The organism is Sorangium sp. KYC3313 (genome assembly GCF_052075895.1).
In the GTDB taxonomy this organism is placed as follows: Bacteria; Myxococcota_A; Polyangia; order Polyangiales; family Polyangiaceae; genus Sorangium; species Sorangium cellulosum_B.
Window position 1 is genome coordinate 9,150,692 of record NZ_CP197255.1, and the last position, 24,939, is coordinate 9,175,630.

At 70.8% G+C, this 24,939-nt stretch carries 10 protein-coding genes; 7 read left to right on the forward strand and 3 right to left on the reverse strand.

Annotation, left to right across the window (positions count from 1 at the left end; genetic code table 11):
• The first annotated feature begins 153 nt into the window (after positions 1–153).
• The 6 genes from ACSRUE_RS34710 to ACSRUE_RS34735 all read left to right on the forward strand — a co-directional run bounded on the left by ACSRUE_RS34710 (position 154) and on the right by ACSRUE_RS34735 (position 14,510).
• Positions 154–7,086, forward strand: a complete 6,933-nt coding sequence (locus tag ACSRUE_RS34710) for an eIF2A-related protein (RefSeq protein WP_441287340.1) — start codon at positions 154–156, stop codon at positions 7,084–7,086.
• Complete coding sequence (locus ACSRUE_RS34715; protein ID WP_441287341.1) at positions 7,083–9,035, forward strand: metallophosphoesterase; 1,953 nt, start codon at positions 7,083–7,085, stop codon at positions 9,033–9,035. Before ACSRUE_RS34710 ends, ACSRUE_RS34715 begins: the two co-directional genes overlap by 4 nt.
• 162 nt (positions 9,036–9,197) lie before the next feature.
• Positions 9,198–10,361 (forward strand): IS481 family transposase, encoded by a 1,164-nt coding sequence (locus ACSRUE_RS34720; RefSeq protein ID WP_437767246.1) that lies wholly within the window; start codon positions 9,198–9,200, stop codon positions 10,359–10,361.
• Between the two features lie 980 nt (positions 10,362–11,341).
• A complete protein-coding gene (locus tag ACSRUE_RS34725) occupies positions 11,342–11,791 on the forward strand; it encodes a CoA-binding protein (protein WP_437768497.1) in 450 nt (149 codons plus the stop codon).
• On the forward strand, positions 11,788–12,501 hold the full coding sequence (locus tag ACSRUE_RS34730) for a formylglycine-generating enzyme family protein (RefSeq protein WP_441287342.1): 714 nt from the start codon (positions 11,788–11,790) through the stop codon (positions 12,499–12,501). Before ACSRUE_RS34725 ends, ACSRUE_RS34730 begins: the two co-directional genes overlap by 4 nt.
• A gap of 641 nt (positions 12,502–13,142) precedes the next feature.
• Positions 13,143–14,510 (forward strand): MFS transporter, encoded by a 1,368-nt coding sequence (locus ACSRUE_RS34735; RefSeq protein ID WP_441287343.1) that lies wholly within the window; start codon positions 13,143–13,145, stop codon positions 14,508–14,510.
• Positions 14,511–14,598: 88 nt separating this feature from the next.
• On the opposite strand, the gene ACSRUE_RS34740 is transcribed toward ACSRUE_RS34735, so the two are convergent.
• The gene (locus ACSRUE_RS34740; RefSeq protein ID WP_441287344.1) at positions 14,599–16,701 is read right to left on the reverse strand and encodes a hybrid sensor histidine kinase/response regulator; all 2,103 of its coding nucleotides are present in this window, start codon (positions 16,699–16,701) and stop codon (positions 14,599–14,601) included.
• A 177-nt stretch (positions 16,702–16,878) separates the two neighbouring features.
• On the opposite strand from ACSRUE_RS34740, the gene ACSRUE_RS34745 reads away from it, so the two are divergent.
• A complete protein-coding gene (locus ACSRUE_RS34745; RefSeq protein WP_441287345.1) occupies positions 16,879–18,792 on the forward strand; it encodes a PAS domain S-box protein in 1,914 nt (637 codons plus the stop codon).
• Here the strand turns inward: ACSRUE_RS34745 and ACSRUE_RS34750 are convergent, their stop codons facing one another.
• Together ACSRUE_RS34750 and ACSRUE_RS34755 are read right to left on the reverse strand one after the other, a co-directional pair.
• Positions 18,793–19,233, reverse strand: coding sequence for a response regulator (locus ACSRUE_RS34750; RefSeq protein ID WP_441287346.1), 441 nt, complete (start codon positions 19,231–19,233; stop codon positions 18,793–18,795). It lies immediately after the preceding gene.
• Positions 19,234–19,304: 71 nt separating this feature from the next.
• The gene (locus ACSRUE_RS34755) at positions 19,305–24,746 is read right to left on the reverse strand and encodes a trifunctional serine/threonine-protein kinase/ATP-binding protein/sensor histidine kinase (protein ID WP_441287347.1); all 5,442 of its coding nucleotides are present in this window, start codon (positions 24,744–24,746) and stop codon (positions 19,305–19,307) included.
• Between the last annotated feature and the right edge of the window lie 193 nt (positions 24,747–24,939).

The following is a 24,939-nucleotide window of genomic DNA, read 5'->3' on the forward strand; positions in this document are numbered from 1 at the left end:
CTGGCACGTCGTCTGGCGTCTGGCATCTGGCATAGAGATAGCCAGACGTCTGGCCACGGCGGCCAGGCGCGCCGCTTTCGCTTCCACGCGCCGCGCTCGCGCGATAGCCTCGCCGATCGACGCGCGGACAAGGGAGCAGCGGCGAGCAAACGAATGCAGGCGGCGGCGGGGGGAGCGATGTATACGCGGGTTGCTGTCGTACAGCTCGCCTATTACCCAGCGATCATCATCGATCGACGGTCTCCGCTCGAGGATCCGCTCTTCGATCCAAGAAGAGCAGCGGACTCGCTGCTCCCGGCGCGCGCTGATGTGCCCGTCGCGATCAAACCGAAGCTCGAGGCGCTCCGGCGGCGCATCCGCGAAGCCTACGATGCGCAGCTCCTCGCGCGCATCCGCGCGGTGCTGTCGGCTTGCTCGGAGTACGGGGCGAGGATCGTGGTCTTTCCCGAGTACAGCGTCCCCTGGGAGATCCTCGGCGGCGTCGCCGACGCCGCGGGCGACATGGTGGTCGTGGCGGGGACGCACTCGGTGGACCGGGCGGCGCGCCGCTCCGGCATGTACGAGCGCCTCGGCGCCACGGGGCTCCCCGCGCTCGGACAGTCGGTCTGCCCGGTGCTGCACCAGGGTCGGCTCCTCGGCCTGCAAGCGAAGAGGACCACGGCGGCGGTGGAGCGGAGCACGATGCGCCCGGGCGAGACGTGGGCGCCTGTGGAGATGCCGGACGGGATCGCAGGCCCCATGGGCGTGCTGGCCTGTCTCGACTTCCTCCTCCGGGACAGCGCGCACGACCTGGCGCCCGTCGCGAAGCGCATCGGCGAGTGCCGCTTCCTCGCCGTGCCCAGCGCGACCCCGCACACCACGCTGCCAGAGCTCGCAAGAAAGATGTGGGAAGAGGCGCGCCGGTACGGGCGGCCCACGCTGTATTGCGATGGCGCCGAAGGTGGCGGCACCTCGATTTACGTCGACGAGGCCCAGCCCCACGACCTGCGGCGGTTCCCGGATCGGGCGGGATATCTCGAGCCAGGTGACGAAGGCGTGATCGTCGCGGACGTTGACCTCCGGTACGAGCGGACCAGCGCGTACCTCGCTCGCTCCGCGCCGCGACCGGTCCTGCCGGTCGCCGAGGCGACACTCGTGTACCGAGGGCACCCGGCGGGAGAGGCCTATGCGCGGTGGCTCGACGGCGCCAGGGAGCTCCTGGGACGCGATGACGACGAGGCGCTCGAGGCGCTCGTTGCGCGCCTCGAGGACGCGCGCGACGTGTTGTTGAACGCGGGCGCCCTGTCCGGGGCCGCGGCGCGAGGCCGGCGGCTGCGCCGACTCTATGGCGAGCTCGACAAGCTGACCCGCGTCGAGGAAATAAGGCAGTTCACACGGGAGATCATCGTCCCCGCCGAGGTCCTGCCGCTCGAGGCCCTGCGGGCGGCGACAGCGGGGGCAGCCGCAGACGTCGTGTTCGGGTGGATGACCGAGCGGGAAGCGCGCGAGGCCGGGTTCGTGGAGGTCGAGGCGCGGCTCCGCAAGGCCGTGGACGCGAAGCGGGGCAACGGCGAGTGGACGCTCGACGGGATGGCGGCGCTCGGCGCGGTGGCGCAGGCGGTGCGCGGCGCGCCGGAGGCCAGCGACGACGATCGAGAGAGCTCCCTGCCGCCCGATCTGCTGGTCGAGCTGCCGCGAAGGCTCGACCCGATGGCGCTGGGAACGCAGCAGCACCGGGGCTGGGCGCTCTCCTTCCAGCGACATCCATCCGACTTCCGCGCCCCGATGGACGACGCCGCGCCGCGCGCCTACGGCGATGCCTGCGCGGCGCAGGGCCCCATCGCTCAGCCGAGCAAGGGCGCGCACGCCCCGCGGTTCTCCGAGCACCAGATCCTCTCGGCGGAGACCGTCTTTCTGCTCGCCCTCGCCGAGGGGCGGGAGCACGTGGCGGCGGTCGGCGTCTGGCCTGAAGGCCGGCCGGCCTGGTGCACGCTCATGGTCGCGGCCCTCCGGGACGAGGGGTGGGCCCTGCTGTGGATCGAGGGCCTCGAGCGGTGGAGAGGGCCCCGGCGAGGGTGGGAGAAGCTCCGCTCGGCCGCCGTCCGGTCAGGGCTGGCGAACGCAACGCTCGAGGCGATCCCTCAGGACGCCCTCGCGCAGCGGATCGCGCGCCTGTCACCGCGCTTCGACGGCGCGCGCGGCGTCGTCGCGGCGCTCCGCGAGCAGCGGCTGCGCGAGGTCGGGGGGCGGTTCGTGGAGCCCGACGCCTGCGTCGACGGGCACGACGAGCCGGCACCCCTGCTCGGCGCCCTCGACGCGTGGCTCTCGTCGAGCGAGAAGATCGCGCTGGTGCTCGGCGAGTTCGGCCTGGGGAAGTCCACTGCGCTCGCCGCGTGGGCCGAGCGGCGATGGGCGTCAGCCGAAGGGCCGAGACCCCTGCTCGTCAACCTCGCTGGCGCCTCGCCCCACGCGAGCCCGGAGCAGCTCCTGCTCCAGGCGGCCGGCGCCCCGGACCTCCCCGCGAACCGAGCTGCCCTGCGCCTGCTCATCCGCCACCGGCTCGTCGTCCCCTGCTTCGACGGCTTCGACGAGATGGCGACACGACTGGAGGCCTCCGAGCTCGCAGGGCGGCGCGCCAGCCTGCTGGAGATCGCCGCCGGCGGCGGCAAGATGGTCGTCTCCTCGCGAGATGACCACTTCCCCGCCGAGGCGCACCTCCAGACCACCACCGAGAGCGGGCCCTCCCAGGCGCCTGGCACGTCCGTCGGGATACGGCGCTTCACCATCCAGCCGTTCACCGAGGCGCAAGTGCGCGAGCTCGTGCGGCAGATCCGCGGCGAGGACGGCGCCGCGGCGCTCTCCCGCATCGCCGCGATCTACGACCTCAAGGACCTCGTGCACCGGCCGCTGCTGCTCGGGATGGTGCTGGCCACGCTGGACGAGTTCGCCTCCGGGGCGAAGGTGGGACGCGCCGATCTGTACGAGGCGTACCTGAAGCGGTGGCTCGACAACACGCGGAAGGACGCCCCCGAGAGCTTCACCGACGAGCAGAAGAAGGAGCTCGCCGAGGCGCTCGCCGAGCAGCTGTGGCGGTCCGGCCAGCCGGCATGCACCTGGCAGGAGCTCAAGCAGTCGGTCCGCGCTCGGCTCTTTCGCTTTCTGCCCGAAGGCATGCCGACCGACGCCGCCTTCCTGGAGATCCAGGGCGGGACATTCCTTGTGCAGGAGGGCAGCGACGGCTACCGCTTCGCGCACAAGGCGTTCCTCGAATACTTCCTGGCGCGCGCCCTGGTGGCGACGCTGGCCGAGCGGCCGATCGAGGCGCTCCGGACCAAACCGATCACGCGGGAGGTCGCGGCGTTCGTCGGCGAGATCCTGAGGACGTTCGGCGAGCCGAGGCGCGCGGGGGCGGTGCGCGCGGTCCAGTCGTTCCTGAAGATGGACCGTCAACTGACGCCTTCGACGAGGGAACCGGCCGAGAACGCGCTCCGGTTGCTGCTCGGCCTCGCGCGATGGGCCGAGGAGACCGCCGGGTGGATCCCGGAGGGGGCGGATCTCCACGGCGTGCAGCTCGCCGGCGAGGACCTGCGCGGCGCGCCCCTCGCGGGCGCGAACCTGCGGGACGCGAACCTCTCCGGCGCCGATCTGTCCGGCGCCGACCTGACGGAAGCCGCGCTGAGCGGGGCCATGCTGTCCGGCGCGAAGCTCGACGGGACGATCCTCCGGCGCGCGATCGCGCACCGGGCGGACTTCTCGCAGGCCGAGGCGAAGGCGGCCGTCGTCGAGCTGGCCAAGCTGAGCGGCGCCGTCCTGCGGCAATCGACCTGGACCGGATGCCGCTGGAACGGCGTGCAGGCCGAAGGGGCCGACCTGAGCGCTTGCTTGATCGCGGGCAGGGGCGCTCACCCGGAGCGCGCGCGCAGGCTCGCCGCGACGCCGCCGCTGGCGCACGTTGACCTGGTGTCCGGACACACCGGCACGATCAACGCGCTCGCATGGTCGCCGAACGGCCAGCGCCTCGCGACCGCGGGATACGACCATACGGTGCGCCTCTGGCACGCGGACACCGGCGCGGAGCTCGCCCGGCTCGAGGGACATTCCGATTGGGTTCTGGTCGTGGCGTGGCGCCCGGACGGCCAACGCCTGGCGAGCGCGGGATACGACCTCACAGTGCGGATCTGGCACGCCGGCACGGGCAAGGAGCGCGCCCGGCTCGAGGGCCATGCCGACTGGGTCAGGGCCGTCGCGTGGCACCCGGACGGCGAGCTCCTGGCCAGCGGGAGCGACGACCGGACCGTGCGCATCTGGGACGCGAGCACGGGCAGGGAGCTCGCTCAGATCGAGGGCCATGCGCGCGGGGTCAGGGCCGTGGCGTGGCACCCGGACGGCAGGCGCCTGGCCACCGCGGGCGACGGGAACACCGTGCGCATCTGGGACGCGAGCACGGGCAAGGAGATCGCGCGGCTCGAGAGCCACGTGCGCGGGGTCTCGGCCGTGGCGTGGCACCCGGACGGCAGGCGCCTGGCCACCGCGGGCGACGGGAACACCGTGCGCATCTGGGACATCGGCACCGGTGGCGAGATCGCCCGGCTCGAGCGCCGATCGAGCGGGGTCAGGGTCGTGGCCTGGCGCCCGGATGGCAGGCGCCTGGCCACCGCGGGCGACGGGAACACCGTGCGCATCTGGGATGCGAGCACCGGCAGCGAGCTCCCGCGGCTCGAGGGCCATACCAACTGGGTCAGGGCCATGGCGTGGCACCCGGACAACAGGCGCCTCGCCACCGCGGGCGACGGGAACACCGTGCGCATCTGGGACACCGGCACCGGCAAGGAGCTGACACGGCTCGAGGGCCACTTCAACTGGGTGCTGGCCCTCGCCTGGCACCCGCACGGCAACCGCCTGGCCAGCGCGGGGAACGACTCGATGGTGCGGGTCTGGGACACCGGCACCGGCAAGGAGCTGACACGGATCGAGGGCCACTCCAACTGGGTGCTGGCCCTCGCCTGGCACCCAGACGGCGACCACCTGGCCAGCGCGGGCGACGACCAGACGGTGCGGATCTGGGACGCGAGCCAGGGCGAGGAGCTCGCGCGGCTCGTGGGCCACTTGAACGGTGTCCTGGCCCTTGCCTTTCACCCTCTCGGCAATCGTCTGGCCAGCGCCGGGAACGACGGCACCGTGCGCATCTGGGAGACGACTACGGGTCAGGAGCTCGCTCGGTTCGAGGATCATTCCGACTGGATCCTCGCGCTGGCCTGGCATCCGGACGGCGGCCGTCTGGCGAGCGCAGGACACGATACGATGGTGCGGATCTGGGATCCGGACACCGGCAAACAGCTCGCGCGGCTTCAGGGCCACACGCGCGACGTGAAGGCCCTGGCGTGGCGCCAGGACGGCGAGCGCCTGGCCAGCGCGGGCGACGACACGACGGTGCGCATCTGGGACGTGGGCACCGGCGAGGAGGTCGCCCGGCTCGAGGGCCATGCGCACGGGATCACGGCGGTCGCCTGGGCGCCGCACGGCGACCGCCTGGCCAGCGCGGGGCACGACGGCACCGTGCGGATCTGGGACGCGCGCACAGGCGAGGAGATCGCCCGGCTCGAGGGCCACACGCGGCGGGTCATGGCCATGGCCTGGCAGCCGCACGGCGACCGCCTGGCGAGCGCGGGGCACGATGGCACCGTGCGGATCTGGAGCGCGGCTCAGGGCAGGCTCCTCGCCTGCTTCGCCTCCGCCGGCATGACCGCGCTCGCGCGCACGCCGGGGGGCTTCTGCTTGCTCGACGGCGCGGAGCCGGAGCGCGCGCGCCTCACCCTCCGCCGCCCCGACTCGAGGACGACGCTGTACCTGCCCCTGGCCGGCTTCCGTGACATCTTGCAACGTCCAGACAAAGTGAGCGCCGCGCTCGCAGGCGATCTCACCGGCGATAACGTCGCAGAGGAGCTCGCGCGGCACGGCTATGCAGGCGGGGTCCCCTGGGATGGCGAGGAGCTCTTCCTCTCGGGTGCTCCAGGAGCGCCGGCGCCGCGGACCGTCAGCTCCGTGCCGCCGCGCGCAGCCACGGACGGCCCCCCTGCGCCCGACGCTCCGCTGTCGAGCACCCTCGCGAACCCCTTCCGTCCCGGCCCCGCCCTCATCGACGCCCCCTCGCTCCCGGGCCGCGCCCCGGTGCTGGCGGAGCTCTTTGCCCTGATCGAGAGCCGCAGCCCCGCGATCCTCCGCGGGCCGCGCCGCTCGGGCAAGACGTCTATCCTTCACCACCTTGCCGCGCGCCTCTCCGCGAGCCACGCGGTTCACCACAAGACCCTCGAGGGCCGGGCCCAGCCCATCTGCACCGCCGACGATCTCGCCCTCTTCCTCGATCCCTCTCTCCAGTCCGACGCCACCCCCGCGTTCACCCTCCGCGACCGCCTCTCCGGCGCCGGCAACGCTGTCCTGCTCCTCGACGAGGTCGCCAATCTCCACCAGGCAGACGCCACCGTCTTCGCCTGGCTCCGCGCCGTTGGCCAGGAGAGGACCAGCGTGGTCCTCGTCGGCTCGCACTGGGACTGGGTCACCATCGTCGAGCACGCCTTCGCCGCCGCCCCGGGCTCCTCGTTCGGCAACGATGTCACCCCGATCAACCTCGGTCCGCTCCCCGAGGCCGACGCCATCCGCTTCCTCGTCGACACCGCGCCTCCCGACGTCCCGATGGAGGCCGAGCGCACCGCCCGCTGGATCGTCGAGCTCTGCGGCCCATGGCCCTTCTATCTCCAGGTGATGGGCTATGCCCTCGTCCAGGCCGTCCGCGCAGGCCAGCGCCGCGCCCTGGTCGAGCGCGCCGGCGTCCGCGAGCTCTACGAGCAACGCCTGCTCGTCGACCGCGACGCGGCCTTCTTCCGCGCCCGCTGGGCCGAGCTGCCCGAGCGCGCGCGCGGCGTCCTCGGCGCGCTCCGCGGCGCGCCCGACGCGGCGCTGCCCGAGGTGCGCAGCCTACCCTCGGAGGACGTCACCGTCCTCTGCGACGCGGGCCTCTACAATTTCGATAAGCTCGGCGACTGGCTTGCCGATCCACCGTTCTTCGACTGGATTCGACGGGTGGCCAGGGACCCAAGGAGAGGGCGGTGACGCGCGCGTTCGACGTGAGGAGACCGTACTCGCCGGAGCACGACGTCCGCGATCACGGCCACCTCCTGGATCTCTTGACGTCCCTGCCCACGAACGGCGTGATATGGCCGCTCGTCGGCGCGCGCAGGGCCGGGAAGACGTGGACGCTCAAGGCGCTCGAGCACCACCTCGGCCTCGCCGACAAGACGAGCGTGCGTTACCTCGACCTCCGCAAGTTCGGACGGGCGCTCCCCGGCGTGCCGCCGGGGACAACGCTCCTCCTGGACGAGCCGCAGCTCGCCGGCCAAGGCGGCAGCCCGCGCGACGCGAGCGCCTTCCTGCGCTGGTGCGTCGACCTCTACACGACCAACACAAGGATCTTCCTGGCGATGAGCCCCGCCGAGTGGATCGCGCTCGAACGCGCGGCCTCCGGCGACGCCGGGCTCGTCTGCTCGCGGGACATGCGCTTCCTCGATCCCCTCACGCACAGCGAGGCGCTCAAGCTCGCCCGCACCGCGGTGTCGAGGGCGCTCCTCCCCGACCTGCCCGCCACCTGGCGCCGGAATCCCTTCCTGCTCGAGCTCGTCTTCGAGCTCGCCGAGCAATCTCCCGCTCTGGCGAACACCCCATGGGCGCTCCTGCGGGCGGCGCGCGTGCGCAGCGAGCTCCGGGAGTTCGCCTATCACCGCGCCGTGTTCGAGGACGGGCTGACCGACGCGCAGCGGGACGCGCTCCGCGAGATCGCGCGGGGCGCAGCGCCTCGCGACGAGAACGTCGATCTGCTCGAGCGCTGCAGCCTCGTCCAGCAGCGGGACGGGCGCCCCGTGCTCGCCGATCCGATCCTCGAAGCGAACCTGTGTCCGCTGCGGATCCACCATGTCTCCGACATCCACTTCGGCAAAAAATCCGCCGAGCGCATCGACGTGAAGGAGAAGGGCGAGCACGGCAACACCATCGCTGGCGGGCTGGGGCCCCCGCGCGTCTGCGATCACTACGTCGAGCACGTCGCCGAGCTCGCCGCGGCCGGCCGTGCGCCGCACCTCCTCGTCGTGTCCGGCGACGTCGCCGAGCAGGCCAACGACGACGAGTACGCCGACGCCCGTATCTGGCTCGAGCAGCTCTCCAGGCACCTCGCGGATCACCCTCGCCTGCCGCCCGACGAGCCCCACGTGCTGCTCGTGGGCGGCAATCACGACGTCGACTGGCGTCAGGCGACGGCCTCCGGGCAGGCCGGGACGCAGGCGCGCCACGTGCCTTTCGCGAGGGCGTTCGCCGCTCACCCGCGCTGCGCGCGGCCGCCGCTCGAGGAGCCGCCGGCGACGCGGGCGCTCGCGGTGGCGCGGTATGCGGATCTCGGGGTGGAGTTCGCGCTGCTCGGCTCGGCGGAGTTCGGCGGCCAGGAGGAGAAGGATCCGGTCCGGGACGAGCTCCTCTCGCTCATCGGCCGCCTGCGGCAAGGCGCCATGGAGGAGCCGGACGCCAAGCGCGCCGCGGCGCTGCGCGACCAGGTGTCGCGCATCGATCCCGGCCTTGTCCACGACGCGGATCTCCAGCGCCTGCGCAGGGCGCAGTGGCACGCGCCGATCCGGATCGCGGTCCTGCATCACCCGGTGTCCCCGCTGCCGTCCACCGAGCTCGCCCGCTTCGGCGGCCTGATCAACGCCGGTGAGGTGAAGGACGCGCTGGCCCACAAGGAGTTCTGCCTGGTGCTCCACGGCCACAGCCACACAGGCTGGTTCGGCAAGGAGCAATGGCCGGAGCGGCACGAGGACCGGACCATCCGTATCGTCGCGGCGCCGTCGCTCTCCAGCCGGGAGGTGCAGGAGCACAACGGCTACAACGAGATCGAGATAGCGCGCGACGGCGTGGGCGACAAGGTCAGCTATCAGATCCACGTGAGGCGCATGGTGCGAGAGGGCGCGACCTGGACGCGGCGAGCGTCGATGGGGCCGTTCGCGCCGGGGAAGTAGCGCCGCGGCCGGGGGGGCTCCCGGTCGTTCAGCCTCGGCGCTCTTCCTGGGTACGGACCGGTGGCCTGGGTAACGGTTCAGACCGGGAGCCTGGGTAGCACCCGGACGGACCGGGAGCTTAGGTGACACATGTCGTAGAGGACTGGCGACGGAGGAGCGCTGGTGCCTTGGAAAGAGACATGTTCAGTGGACGAGAGACTTCGGTTCATCGCGCAGGTCAACGAGTCGGACGAGACGTTCGCGGAGCTGTGCCGGCGGTTCGGCATCAGCCGGAAGACGGGGTACAAGTGGGTGGAGCGCTACGAGCAGGCCGGACCGAGCGGGCTGGAGGAGCGGCGGCCCGTGGCGCGCTCGTTCCCGCATGCGACGCCAGCGGCGCTCATCGACGCGCTGATCGAGCTGCGGAAGGAGCGCCCCACGTGGGGGCCGAAGAAGCTGCGTGCGCGGCTGGAGAGCCTGGGCGTCGAGGGGCTGCCAGCAACGAGCACCATCGGCGAGTTGCTCAAGAAGCACGGGCTGATCCGGCCCCGTCGGCGCCGCGTGGTGACGCCGACGACCGCGATGCCGTCGCCGCTGGCTCCAGCCGAGCAGCCGAATGACACGTGGTGCGCCGATTTCAAAGGGCACTTCGCGCTCGGCGACAGGACGCGCTGCCACCCGCTGACGTTGACGGACCAGGCGTCGCGGTACCTGCTCAAGTGCGAGGGCGTGGCGAAGCCGGACGAGGCCTCGGTGCGGCCGCACTTCGAGCGCGCGTTCCGCGAGTTCGGGCTGCCGCACCGCATCCGCTCCGATAACGGCCCGCCGTTCGCCACGATTGGCATCGGTGGGCTCTCGGCGCTCTCGGTCAGCTGGATCAAGCTCGGCATTCATCCCGAGCGGATCGAGCCCGGTAAGCCGCAGCAGAACGGCCGTCACGAGCGAATGCACAAGACGTTGAAGGCGGAGGCGACATCGCCGCCAGAAGCCAACTTGGCAGCGCAGCAGCGCGTCTTCGACCGGTTTCGGCACGAGTACAATGATCAGCGTCCGCACGAGGCGCTCGGCCAGAGGACGCCGGCTTCGCGCTACACGCCCTCGCGCCGCTCGATGCCGAGCAAGCCCTCGTCGCCGGAGTACCCGGACACGATGGCCGTTCGACGCCTGGACGAGCAAGGACGGATGCTGTTCGGGGGCGCGCAGACCAACGTCTCCACACTGCTCGCCGGCGAGCCCGTGGGGCTGACTCCGATCGCCGATGACGTCTGGGAGCTGTACTACGGCCCGGTCCTGCTCGCGCAGGTCACCCTCAAGAACAAGGAGCTGAAGCTGGCCAGGGCGCGGTGACCTGCGCGAACTCACGCCGGATCGTGAGGAGAGGCTCGTGTGTACCGCGACCACGGGGAGCGGTTCGTGTATAGATCCAGGCGGTCCGAGAAAGTGCGGCGAGCGTGTCGCGTCGACGAGGATCCGGTCCCTGTTTCCAGTCCTCCCGGAGCAGGGGTCCGTGGCTCAAGGAAGTGTCACCGCAGCTCCCGGTCAGAAGTGTTACCAGGGCTCCGCTCGTACACTGCGCGGTTCCAGCCCCCTCCTGCGCGGTCCCCGCGGTCCTGCTGCGCGGCCTCCGCGCTCTTCCTGCGCGGCTCCGGCAGCCCCCGGCGCGGTTCCAGCCCCCTCCTGCGCGGTCCCGGCGGTCCTGCTGCGCGGCCTCCGCGCTCTTCCTGCGCAGCCCTGGCAGCCTCCGGCGCGGTTCCAGCCCCCTCCTGCGCGGTCCCGGCGGTCCTGCTGCGCGGCCTCCGCGCTCTTCCTGCGCAGCCCTGGCAGCCTCCGGCGCACCCATTTTTGTGGCCTGCCGTACGATCGAATGGCTCCTGCGCGGTCCCGGCCCCCCTCCTGCGTCCCCCACCTGGTGCCCTATCACACGTTTACGCAGCTCCTACGCAGCCCCGGCGCCCTCCTGCGAAGCCCCGGCCCCCCTGTGCGCCCCGCTTGGTGTCCTGCGCTACCATGGCTCGGCGCCAGCGCCTGGTCGTCGCCTCCGCGGCGTAGCTCCGGGGTCCTCCTGCGCGGCGCTGCTGCCCCTCGCGACCTCGACTTCGTGCTCTCCCCGGATCGACGCCTCGATATCACCGAGTTCTTCATCGAGCGACCGCATCTCGGCTGCTCGAGCCGCCGGTGGCGCCCCGGCAGCATTCAACGCGGAGATCGCGACGGCGATGGAGAGAATCTTCATCGCAAGGATCACGCAGGCGCAGGACGACGTCGCGCATGCTAGCTTTTCTGCGGCGCACGAGATGCTCGACGTCCCTCTCCTCAGCACCGTGGACATGGAACGGACGCTCAGGAATGCGCGCTCCATCGCGGTGCTGGGTATCAAGCCGGAGAGCCGCCGGGACCTCGATGCGCACCAGATCCCGCTTTACCTCCAGAAGGTCGGCTACCACATCCTCCCCGTCCCGACCCGCTATCCCGAGGCGACCCGGATCCTCGGCGTGCCCGTCCGCCGCCGCCTGATCGAGCTTCCCGCGCCCGTCGACGTGCTGAACGTCTTCTGCAAGCCCGAGGAATTCGTGCCCCACGTCGAGGATGCGCTCGTGTTGCGTCCGTCGGTTGTGTGGTTCCAATCCGGGCTGCTCGAGCTCTCGGCGGCGCGCAGGCTGCTCGACGCCGGGATTCCGGTCGCGGAGGATTGTATCGGCTGCCGGCGCGCGTCGATGTGGCCTTCCATCGAGCCATTCGAAGCACAGCGCGCGGCGGCGGGCCCGCGGACGCCATGACGACAGGCCCGCGCTCGGCGCCTTCCGGCCTCGTGTGGATCCCTGGCGGCACCTTCACGATGGGCCAAGATCCGATCTTCGAGTCCGAGGCGCCAAACCCACCGCATCGCGTCGAGCTGTCCCCTTTCTGGCTCGGCGCGCACCCGGTCACCCGCGCCGAATACAACGCCTTCGTCGAGGCGACGGGCGCCGCGGCGCCGCCCTCCGCGGGCCGGCCCGAGCTCGACGCGCCCGACCGGCCCGTGGTGAACGTGAGTTACATAGAAGCCCTTCGGTATTGCGCCTGGGCCGGGGGGACCTTGCCCACGGAGGCGCAATGGGAGCTCGCCGCGCGCGGATTCGATGGGCGGCGATACCCCTGGGGAGACGACCCCCCGGACGAACGGCGCGCCTGCTTCGCCGAGGACTGGAATCGCGGCGGGCCGAGCCCGACAGGCGCGCACCCGGCCGGCGCGAGCCCCTTTGGTTGTCACGACATGGCCGGCAATGTCTGGAGCTGGTGCCTGGACGCATTCCGCGCGGACGCGCACCTCGAACGAGCGCGCCTCGGCCGGGATCCGTGCGTGGGCGGCGCGACGCGGGTGCGCCCGCTGCGCGGCGGGTGCTGGCGCAGCATCGAGAGCAGGCTCCAGTCGGCGTACCGCAACTGGAGCCACGAGGTCGCGCGACACACCACGATCGGCTTTCGCCTCTGTGTCTCGACGGTTTGACGCGAGGGCCGTCAAGACGAAGGCAGATCGCGTAAAGTTGACGAGGGCGGGGATGCCGACGGCATCACCTTCGTCCTGGCCGGCGCCCCGGAGGCCTCGCTCCCCCGCTGGGCGGCGAGGCTCGAGTTCGAGCGCCATCGAGCCGGCGTCGTGCCCGAGGGGAAGGATCCCACCGGCGCGGTGGTCAGCTATTTCACGGGCCCTCGCGAGCCGTGGAGGACCGGCGTCCCGACCTATGCCGCGGTGGTTTACGAGGACCTCTGGCCCGGCGTCGATCTCGAGATCTCGGGCACGGCCCACGCGCTGAAATGCGAGCTCGTGGTCGCGCCGGGGGCCGTTCCGGCGCAGATCCGGCTCACCTACCGGGGCGCGAGCGCGGTGCGCCTGACCGAGGGCGGGCAGATCGAGATCTCCACGCCTGCCCCATCCAGGGTCCGACATCGACCGGAAACATACGTTCGACAACCCATCCGGGGTCCGACATCGGCCGGAAACATACGATCTGCAAACCATTTGTACTCCGACACCGACCGGAAACATACGATTTACGACCCATTTACGGTCCTTGTTCTATGGATCCGTCCTGAGGCCTCGAGCGCCGCACCGCGAGGTCCTTCAGAACTTGCCACTTACGAGGACCCATGACCCAGGCTACCAAGGCGACCAAGATCGAGCTATTTTCGCTGTCGACTCCAGCGATGCGCGCATTCCACCTGACCTGGCTGGCGTTCTTCGCCTGCTTCTTCGCGTGGTTCGCGGTGGCACCGCTGATGCCGGTCATCAAGGGCGAATTCGGGCTGACCAAGGAGCAGATCGCCAACATCAACATCGCCGCGGTGGGAATCACGGTGGCGGGGCGTCTGGTGATCGGGCCGCTCTGCGACAAGTACGGCCCGCGGGCGACCTACACGTGCTTGCTCGCGCTCGGCGCCATCCCCGTGCTCGGGATCGCGCTCGCGCAGAGCTATGAGGTCTTCCTGTTCTTCAGGCTGCTGATCGGCATGATCGGCGCGAGCTTCGTCATCACGCAGTATCACACGTCCGTCATGTTCGCTCCCAACGTGGTCGGCACCGCGAACGCCGCAAGCGCGGGCTGGGGCAACGCCGGAGGGGGGGTCACGCAGTCGACCATGCCCTGGGTGCTCGCGGCGGTGCTGAGCCTGGGTGTCAGCTCATCGCTCGGCTGGCGCCTCGCGATGGTGGTGCCGGGCGCGCTCATGCTCGTCGTCGCGGTCCTCTACTGGAAGTACACCCAGGACTGCCCGCAAGGGAACTACAAGGACCTTCGCGCGGCGGGCGTCGAGATCGAGGGCGGGAAGAAGGGTGGATGGGCGATCTTCAAGGCGGCGATGGGCAACTACCGGTCCTGGATGCTGTTCATCACGTACGGGGCCTGCTTCGGGATCGAGCTCTTCGTGCACAACGTGGCCGCCAGCTACTTCGTGGACCGCTTCAAGCTGGATCTCCAGACCGCGGGCATGGCCGCGGGCAGCTTCGGGCTCCTGGCGCTGTTCGCGCGCGCCGTGGGCGGCATGCTCTCCGACCGGCTGGCCCACCGGAAGGGCCTGGACGCCCGCACGACCCTCCTGTTCGCGCTGATGGTCGGCGAGGGGCTCGGCCTGCTCTGGTTCTCCCGGATGCAGACCGCGGGGATGGCGGTGCTCGCGATGATCGTGTTCGGGCTCTTCACGCACATGGCTTGCGGCGCCACCTACGCGCTCGTGCCCTTCATCGATCGCAAGGCGCTCGGCGGCGTCGCGGGCATCGTGGGCGCGGGCGGCAACGTCGGCGCGGTCGCGGCGGGCTTCCTGCTCAAGGCGGTCGGCGACACCCAGGATTGCTTTGCGGTGCTGGGCTTCGCCGCGCTCGTCTCGTCGGTGTGCGCGATCCTCGTGCGCTTCACGGCCGCCCACAAGGCCAGCGAACAGGCCCTCTACGATAAAGCCCTCGCCGAGCGCCTCGCCCAGAGCGGCGCCCCGGCCCCGGTCGGCCTCGCGCGCGCGAGCTGAGCCTCCTCGAGGTGACCGCCGCGAACCATCGAGGGTCTCGCGGCGCTGCCTGTCGGCGCGACGGAGCGCGAGCGAGCAGGGCCGCAGATCAGCCCGAGAGCGGACCCGCCGTGCTGCGCAGCTCGCGGCGCCCCGCCGACAGGGCCTCCATCAGCGCGGCGTCCTCGGTTGGCTTGACGAGGTGCTTGTCGAAGCCCGCCTCTCGCGATCTCCTCCGGTCCTCGTCCTGACCGTAGCCGCTCAGGGCGACGAGGCGCGTCGACGCGAGCGACGGCTCGGCGCGGATGGCGCGGGCCACGTCGTACCCATCCATTCCTCCCGGCAACCCGAGGTCGCACAGGACCACATCCGGAGGGCGCGTCCGGGCCGCCGTCAGGCCGGTCGGGCCGTCGAACGCCGTCTCCACGTCGTAGCCGCTCAGGGTCAAGAGCATCTCGAGGCTCTCGGCCGCGTCGTGGTTGTCCTCGATCACGAGGACGCGAACCCCCTGGCGACTGGCCTCCTCCCCAGAGGAGGCGGCCGGCAGGTCCCGGGCGACCGGCGCCGCGAGCGGCAGCCGCAGCGTGAACACCGAGCCGCGGCCGGGCCCCTCGCTGTGAGCCGCCACCGTCCCGCCGTGCAGCTCGACGAGCCCCTTCACCAGCGCAAGGCCGAGCCCGAGCCCCCCCTTGCTCCGGGCCAGCCCCTGATCCGCCTGGCTGAACGGATCGAAGATGCGCGCTAGCAGCCCCGGATCCATCCCGACGCCGTTGTCCTCGACCGTGATGACGGCCTGTCCAGACACGCCCCCGTCGCGCCCGGGCGCCCGAGCATCCGCCTCGACGCGCACGCGCACGCGCCCGCCCCCGCTCGCGCCCGCGTCGGTGAACTTGCCGGCGTTCTGCAGCAGATTGCCCAGCATCTGCGCCAGCCGGGTGTCGTCGCCCTCGACCCAGAGCGGCTCGTCCGGCGCGCTCACGCGGAGCGCCACGCCGTCGGCCTCGAGGTTCGCCCGGTAATCCTCGGCGGTCTGGCGGACGATGCCGACGAGATCGCAGCGCGCCTTGCGGAGCTGGATCCGGCCGCGGGCGATGCGAGAGATGTCGAGCAGGTCGTCGATCAGCCGGACCATGTGCGTGACCTGGCGATCGATCACGTCCCTGGCTCGCCGCTGCACGGGATCCGCCGCTCCGATCCTCCGGAGCATCGCGACGGCCGTGCGGACGGGCGCGAGGGGGTTGCGCAGCTCGTGGGCGAGCATGGCCAGGAACTCGTCCTTCCGCCGGTCCGCGTCCCGCAGCGCCTGCTCTGCCAGCTTGAGGTCATGGATGTTGATCGCGATCCCGAACCACCGGACGATCCGGCCCGAGGCGTCGCGGATGGGCCGCCCGCGCACCTTGAACCACTGGTATCCGCCGTCGCGCCGCCGGACGCGGTACTCCAGGTCATACGGGGCGAGCCCCCCGACCGCGGCCCGCCAGGCGGCGAAGACCCGCTCCCGATCGTCCGGGTGCAGGACATCGAGCCACCCGTCGCCGAACTGCCGCTCGGGGGGCACGCCGGTGAACTCGACCCATTGCTCGCTGAAGAACTCGCAATAGCCGTCGGGCCGGGTAGCCCACACCATGCCCGGGATCGATTCGAGGGTCTGACGGTGAAAGAGCTCGCTCTCGCGCAGGGCGGCCTCGGCCCGGTGGCGCTCGGTCAGATCGAGCATCGAGCCGATCATGCGGGTGGGCGCGCCGCTCGCGCTCCGGCCGATGTAGCCGCGGTCGAGGAAGGGCGCGTACGAGCCGTCGCTCTTGCGAAAGCGGTACTCGTCGGTCCAGCTCTCCCCGGTGCCGTCGATCGCCGCGCGGATCCCCTCGGACACGCGCGCCCTGTCCTCCGGGTGGATGCGGTCGTGCCAGCCCTCGGGGCCGTCGCCGAGCTCCTCCGGCGTGCAGCCGAAATGCTGGACGACCGCTCCGTTCCAGTAGACCCGGTTCGTCTCCAGATCCCAGTCCCAGATCACGTCGTTCGTGGCGCGGTTCAGGAGGCGATACTGCTCCTCGCTCCGCCGGGCGGCCGCCTCGGCCTCCAGCCGGGCGGCTTCTGCGCTGGCCGCGCGGTCGCGGGCCTCGCTCTCCCGCAGCGGCACCTCGGCCTGCCCGGCCGCGGTGGCGCCCTCGGTGCGCTGGCGGCCAGCCCCGTCCAACCGTGTGCTCTGCATCGTCCTCGCCCGGAAGGTTGCGTAGTGGCGCGCCTGGCGTTTGGCCACCCGCCAGCGCCCGTCGCGACGAGAACGATGCTGGAGATCTCGGCGATGCGGGCCCCGCGCGGCCCTGTCATCCGACGCGAGCTCGTCCGCGCGGTTGCGCGCGCGACCTCTGGTAACAATGCATGGAGCGTGGCTGCGCTGGGGAAATTCGCGGATGAGGACGCCGCCGACGCGCTCAAGCGACAGCTGGCCGAGCCCGGCGGCGCCAAGGCGTTGCTGCAGGCGATCCTGGACAGCGCATCCGAGTGCATCCTGGTGATCTCCCCGGAGGGCACGATCCTCCTGTCCGGCCGCGCGCTGCCGAGCGCTAGCTCGACGGGCCTGCTGCGGACGAGCATCTACGAGCACATCGCGCCGGAGGCGCGAGAGGCGGCCCGCTCGTGCGTCGAGCGCGTCGTGCGGTCGGGGGCGTCCGGCAGCTGCGAGTGCACGATCCGCGGCGAGCACGGCCAGGAGGCGCGCTACGAGGTGAGGGTCAGCCCCATCCTGTGCGGCGGCCGCGTCGCCACCCTGCTCATGATCTGCGCCGACGTCACGGAGCGGAGGGCGACGGAAGCGGCGCTCCGGAGGAGCGAGGAGCGCTATCGTTCGGTGATCGCCGCCCTCGACGAGGGGATCGTCCTCCAGGACGCGAGCGGCTCGATCGAGGCGTGCAACGCGAGCGCCGAGCGCATCCTCGGGCTCACGTCCGCGGAGATGGCGGGCCGGGAGAGCCGCGATCCCCGCTGGCGGGCCGTCCACGAGGACGGCGCTCCGTTCAACGGCGACCTGCACCCGGCCATCGTCACGCTCCGCACGGGGGTGCCGCAGAAGAACGTGATCATGGGGGTCCACCGGCCGGAGGGCGACATGGCGTGGATCTCCATCAACTCGCAGCCGTTGCTCCGCGCGGGCGAGTCCATCCCGTACGCGGTTGTCACGTCATTCCACGACATCACGGAGCGCAAGCGCTCCGAGGAGGAGCTGAGGAAGAGCGAGGAGCGCTTTCGCGCCACCTTCAACCAGGCCGCGGTCGGCATCGGCCAGGCGTCGGTCGAGGGCCGGTGGCTCCGGCTGAACGAGAAATTCTGCGATCTCGTGGGTTACTCCCACGCAGAGATGACCGATCTCACGTTCCAGCAGATCACGTATCCACCGGATCTGCCGGTCGATCTCGAGAACGTGCGCCGCATCTTGTCGGGTGAGCTCCAGACGGGCTCGCGGGAGAAGCGTTATGTCCGGAAGGGCGGCGAGCTGGTCTGGGCGAAGGTCACGATCTCGCTGGTCCGCCACGCCTCCGGGGCGCCTGCCTACTTCGTCATCATCGCGGAGGACATCACGGACCGGAAGCACGTCGAGGAGACGCGCCAGGAGTTCTTGACCCTCGCGTCGCACCAGCTCAAGACGCCCCTTACCCCGGTGATGCTCCGGGTGCAGGCGCTCCTGCGCATGTACCGGAGGGCCGGCGGGCCGCCGCCGGCCGCCGAGGAGGTGATCCCGAGGCTCGAGGCCGTGGAGGCGCTGCTCGAGAGGCTGCACCGGCTCGTCGAGGAGCTCCTCGACATCTCGCAGATCACGGCGGCGCCGATGACGGTGGCGCTGGAGGAGGTCGACCTCAGCGCGCTCCTCTGGGACATCCTGCATGCACACGCCGCGCTGCTCCGGCGCGCGGCGTGCCCGGTCACCGTCGACGCGCCGAGCGCCCTTTGCGGCCACTGGGACCCGGCGCGGCTCGAGCAGATCATCACCAACCTGCTCTCCAACGCGTCCAAGTACGGCGTCGGCAAGCCCGTCGACGTGGCGCTCGAGGCGTCCGGCGACATGGCGCGCCTCACCGTCCGCGACCGCGGGATCGGCATCGCGGCGGCCGATCAGGAGCGGATCTTCCGCTGCTTTCAGCGGGCGACGACGTCGCGCCACTACAGCGGGTTCGGGCTCGGGCTGTGGATCGTGCGCGAGGCGGCGGAGGCGATGGGCGGGACGGTCCGCGTGGAGAGCCGCCTGGGCGAGGGCGCGAGGTTCACGGTCGAGCTGCCGCGCGCGCGGCGGCGCGCGAGCTCCTGATCAGCTCGCGTCCGGGGGCATGATCCCGCGCACGAGCTTCTGCGCGCTCGCCATGCTGGAGACCAGGCTGTGATGCTGGACGGCCTTCTCGACGGCCGCGATGAGCCCCGACACGTCGCCATTCTTGTCGAAATAGCCGAACGCCTTGTGGGTCGAGAGCAGATCTTGCTTCTCCAGGATGTCCTGGAACGCGGTGTAGAAGATGATCGGCACCTTCGGGAACAGCGCCTTGATCTTCAGGTAGGCAGTGAGGCCGTCGATGCCCGGCATGCGGATATCCAGGATGACCAGGCTGACCATCTCCGTCATGGCGGCGATGCCCTCCTGCGCGCCCGCGTACAGGCGCACGTCGTAATCACGCCGCAGCGTGAACTCGAGCGCGGACCGCATCCGCGGGTCGTCGTCGATCACGATCACGATCGCCCGCTCTTTGTCAGGCACCTCCGGCGCCTCGCCCGAAGCTTCGCGGAAGCGCCTGGTGAATTTCGCCGATGTCATCTTGGCGCCTCCATTCAATTCCCGGAGAGGTTGAGATCGAACTGTCCGACGGGCGCGCCGGCCGGCTGCGGCCGTTGCGGCTGCTGCGGCTGTTGGTGGAGCGCCGCGCTCGGGAGCCGGACGACGAACGTCGTTCCGCGCTCCGCGGCGCTCTCGACGTCGATCGTCCCGCGGTACATCGCGACGAGGCGGGAGACGAAGCTGAGCCCCAGGCCCACGCCGGTCGTCGGCTTGGTCGAGAAGAACGGCTGGAAGATCTTCGAGAGGTCGTCGGACGAGATCCCGTCGGCGTTATCGCTGATGGTGAGGACATGGAGCTCCCCCTCGTCGACCGTCTCGACCCGCATCCGCCGGCCGCGGCCGTCGCCGACCAGGAGCAGCGCGTCGCGCGCGTTCAGGACGATGTTGCTCACGATGGAGTCGAAGTGCGACTCGTACCCGACGACCGCCGAGCCGCCCCGGAGATCGAGCTCGACCGACACGCCCTGGCGCGCGAACTCGTCGCGGTGCCGCGCCGCGACGGACTCGACGACGCGGCGGAGGCTCACGACCTCGCTCCCGGCGAGCGCGACGCCGAGCTTCGAGTACTCCAGGATCCTGTTCGTGACGCTCAGCGCGCGCTCCGTGCAGTCGCCCACCATCCGGAGCACGCTGTCGAGCGTCTCCTCCGCCTCCTCGATGTCGCCCAGACAGGCGATGGCCGCCTTGATCTTGCCCTCCGGGATATCGCCCTTGAGCAAGTCGAACAGCTCGCCGAGCCGGGCCGCGTTCTTCGCGCACAGCGTCTCGCCGCCCTGGGTCACGGACTCGAGCACCATGGCGGCCCCCGAGAGGGCGTTGCGCATCTCGTGCGCGAAGCCGCCCGCCATCTGGTTCTCGACCGCCTCCCGCTCCAGGCGGACGATCGTCGCGTGGGCCTGCTCGAGCTCCGCCGTGCGCTCGCGGACCTTCTGCTCCACGCCCGTGTAGAGCTTCGCGTTCTCGATGGATATCGCCATCTGCGAGGACAGCATCGAGAGGAGCTCCAGCCGATCCTGGGTGAACGTCCCGGTCGCCGTGTTGTTCTCGAGGTAGATGGCCCCGTAAAGGCCGTTATGGTGGGTGATGGGCGTGCACAGGACCGACCTCGGGCAGCGCTGCGCGACGTAGTCGTCGCGCTGGAACTGCCTGTCTGTCGAGGCGTCGGAGAGGACGACGCACTGGCCCGTGCGCGCGACATACTGCACGATCGCGGCCCAGAGGAGCGGGCGCTCGTGCGCCGCGGCCTGGTCGAGGGGCAGCCCCGGGAAGCGCGGCTCGTCGCGGCCGTCCGTCCAGTCGACCTCGGCCTCGATCCGCAGGCCGTCGCTGTCCCGGAGGACGAGGCAGCCGCGCTGGGCGCCGGCGTTCTCCATGGCGACCGACATGAGCTTGGCGAGGAGCCTGTCGAGCACGATCTCCCCGGAGATCGCCTGCGCCGCCTTCAGGACCGTCCTGAGGTCGAGGCGAGATGCGCCGAGCGAGGTCGTCGTGACGAACGTCCGCGAGGGCGCGATCTCCGAGGATCGCGGGGAGTGCGCCTCGCGCGCGGCGAGCTGCGGATACCGCTCCTCCAGGTCCTGCGCCTTGCGGGCGGCGCCCCAGAGGTCGTAGTGGTAACTCGCGTCCGCGAGGTACACGCGCGCGAGCTTCTCTTTCCCCTGCGCGAGCCAGAACCGCCCCGCCAGCTCGCAGGCCACCGCGGCCTCGTTCACGTAGTCATGCTCCGAGGCGGACGCGATGGCGCGGTCGTACAGGTCCAGCGCCTCGGCCGCGCGGCCGTCGATCCGCGCGAGCTCGGCCTCCACGAGCAGGTACCGGTGCAGGAAGTTGCTGGCGCACGTCCCCGACAGCGCCTCGAGCTTCGCCTGGTTCTCCGACAGCTTCGCGCGGTAGCGCGCCTTGTCCTCCGGCGAGGCCGCCGGGTAGAGCGCTGTCATGGCGAGGGAGTAATAGAAGGTGTGCAGCGGCGTGAACACCTTGCCCGTGCTCGCGCCGAGGGTCGGCTCCGTCTCGGCGGCGTGCTTGTAGGCGAGCTCGTATTCGCCGAACACGAAATAGAGCATGGCCTGCGCCGTATGGATGTAATTGACGGTGTTGAAGTTCTTTGTCGCGTAGAGGCCGGGGAGCGCCTGCTCGGCGTCGAAGAACTCTCCCTTGATCTTCGCCGCGTGCTCGGACCTGCCGGTGAGGTTCCGGATGACCTGCCGCCACACGCTGAGCTGGTTGATGACCTGCTCCTGCTTGAACCTGAACACCTCCTCGATGTGCCTGTCGAACATCGCCTCGAGGTCGAGGAGGTTCTGCCCGGAGACGGCGCCGCACACGAAGGCGTTGATCAGGCAGTACGCGGCGCTCTCGGCGTCGCCGTTCTCGGCGTAGCTCAGGTACCCTTCGAGGAGCGGCGCCTGGCTCTCGCGGGCCGGACGGTAGAAGTGCCGGGAGAGCCCGTAATAGAAGTTGTAGACGCTCGCCTTGTAGAACGGCTCGTCCCGGCGCCGGTGCACCGCGATCGAGAGCTCTCCGAACCGGGATCCCGTCGCGATGTCGCCCACGCCGGCGTTGACGAGCACGCTGAACGCCGCGAACGCGTAGGACGAGAGCGGCGACTCGCCGTGATCCATCGTCAGGTCGAGCGCGCGGCAGATGAAGAGCCCGAGCATCTCCGGCGCGGCGAAATACGACGCATGGATCGCGCGCCGGAGGATCACGAGCGCGGCGTGCTTCGGGGCCTCCGTCATCGGGGCGAGCCGGCCGAGGCGCTCGAGGCCGATCTCGGCGACCTGCTTCGTCGTCTTCGTGTAGGCGTCGAGGAAATCCTGCATGCCGGGGCTCGCCGGGAACGTCTCGCCGAGCTGCGCGAGCGCCTCCACGGCGATGTCCACGGCCTTCCGGAACTCCGCCTGGGTGTGGTGATAGAGGATCAGGAGCTCGTAGAGCTTGCTCCTGTTCATGACGTCGCGGATCTCGCACAGGGCGGCGTCCACGAGCTCCTTCATCGCGCCCCAGTCCGCGTTCATGCACGCCGCCTCGGCCGCGCCGACGTGGAGCGCGCTCATCAGCGCAGGATCGCTCTGCCAGGCGCTCGCGGGCAGCAGCGAGAGGCCTCGGGCGAAGTAGCCGCGCGCCGCGTCGAAGGCGGCGGAGAGCAGCGCGCGCCGGCCCGCGAGGAGGTTCAGCTCCGCGAGGCGCCGCTGCTCCGCGGCGTCGCTCAGCAGGTCGGCGCCGCGGTTCAGGTGGTAGACGACGTCGAAGACCTTCTCCTCGGGGGCGCGCCCGCCCAGGCTCCGCAGGAGCAACCGGCCGATGTCGGCGTGGAGGCCGCTGCGCTCGCCGTCCTCGATCATCGCGTACGCGGCCTGCTGGACGCGATCGTGGAGGAACCTGTAGTCCGGGAAGACGAGCGGCGCGGCGAGGTCATCGGGCGCCGCGGGCTCCATCGGGGAGAGCGGGACGAGGAGGCCCTCCTGCAGCGCGGGCACGAGGTGCCGGTAGGCATCGGCGCGGGTCTCCTCGCGGATGACCGCGAGCCTGCCCAGGTCGAAGCGGTTGCCGAGGCAGGACGCCGACATGAGCGCTCGCTGCGTGTCCGCGGGGAGCTCCCGCAGCTTGCCGATCATCAGATCGACGACGTTGTCCGTGATGTTCCTGGACTCGATGTGCTCGACGTCCCACGTCCACGCCGCGAGCCCGGCGTCGTAGCGCAAGCACCCGGTGTGGTGCAGCGTGCGGAGGAACTCGTTGACGAAGAACGGGTTGCCGCCCGTCTTCCGCGTGACCAGCGCGGCGAGCGGCATGACCGCCGCGGCGTCCGCGCGCAGCGCGTCGGCGAGCAGCCGGCAGACCACCTCGGCGCCGAGCGGCCCCGGGGAGATCTCTCGCACCCGGCCGACCGCCCCTTCCCGTCGCAGCGCGGCGATCGAGGCCGAGAGCGGGTGCGCGGCCCCCACCTCGTTGTCGCGGTAGGCGCCGATCACGAGCAGGCCGCGCAGCTTCGCGTCGGTCATCAAGAGCTCGATGACCCTGAGGGACGCCGCGTCGGCCCACTGCAGGTCGTCGAGGAAGATGGCCAGCGGGCGCTCGGCGTCGCAGAACACGCGGACGAAGTTCTGGAGGACGCGCACGAAGCGGTTCTGGGACTCCGCGGGCCCCAGCGCCTGGACGGCCGGCTGGTCGCCCACGATGCGCTCGATCTCCGGGATCACGTCGACGAGGACCTGACCGTTCGCCCCGAGCGCGGCCTTGATCTTCGAGCGCCAGAGCGCGAACTGCGCCTCGGGCTCGGCGACGATCTGCCGCACCAGATCACGGAACGCGCTGGTGATCGCGGTGTACGGGGTGCTTCGCTGGAGCTGGTCGTACTTGCCCGCGACGAAATACCCGCGCGCCTCGGTGATGGGCTTGTACAGCTCGTGCGCCAGCGCGGACTTGCCGATCCCCGAGTACCCGGCGATGAGCATCAGCTCGGCGCCGCCCCGCGCTGCGCGCTCGAACGCCTCGAGCAGCGCCTGCACCTCGAGCTCGCGCCCGTAGAGCTGCTGCGGGATGCGGAGCTCGCCGGAGGCGTCGGCGCGGCCCAGCGGGAACGGGGCGATCTCGCCCGTGGCCGCGAGGCGCCGCTCGCACTCCTCCAGGTCGTGGAGGAGGCCCGCCGCGCTCTGGTAACGGCCCTCGGCCGCCTTCGCCATGAGCTTCATCACGAGGTCCGACAGGGCCTCCGGCACGCCCGGACAGCGCGCGCGCGGCGGGGCGGGATCGCGCGCGACGTGGCAGTGGACGAGCTCCATGGCGTCCGTCGCGCTGAAGGGCGGCGCGCCGGTGAGGAGCTCGTAGAAGGTGGCGCCGAGCGAGTAGAAATCGGTGCGATGGTCGAGAGACCGGTTCATGCGACCGGTCTGCTCGGGAGAGATGTAGGCGAGCGTCCCCGCGAGCACCGCGGGGCTCTTGATCGAGAGCTCTTCCCGTGAAAGCCGCGTCGAGATGCCGAAGTCGATGATCTTGGCAACACCCGTCTCGCGGTTGACTACGATGTTGGACGGATTGATATCCTTGTGTATGATTCCGCTTCCGTGGACTTCGCGAAGGGCGCTCGTGATCTGGATCGCAAGCCGGACGAAGTCCGCGGCGTCGAACGGGCGGCGCTGGAGGTGGTGGAGGTGGTGCGCCAGCGAGCGGCCGCCGAAATCCTCGAGGACGAGGAGGAGCCCGTTCTCGTGCCTGCACAGGTCGAGCGCCCGGACGACGCCCGGCGCATCCAGGTCGCGGAGCACCGCGTATTCATGCCGGTAGCGCGTGAGCTCCGTCTGGCTGGGATAGTCCGAGCGCAGCAGCTTGAGGATCACGGCGCGCCCGTCTCCGGCGCGCTGGCCCCGGTAGACGCGCGAGCTGCCGCTCTCGTAGATCTTGTCGGTCGCTTGATACCCCGAGATCGTCAGCATCACTCCCCTTGACGTCAGACGTGCTCTGGCGCTGTCAGGCGCGGTCAACAGCCCACGGCGTGGCATGGCCCCACCACGAATGTGTCCTGGATGGTACCATGAAGCCGCTTCGCGGCTGGACGAATCTCGCGGGACGGCGTGGGTGGATATCCGTCATTGAGCCCTGTTCTGGCTCAAGGTGCCACTTTGAATG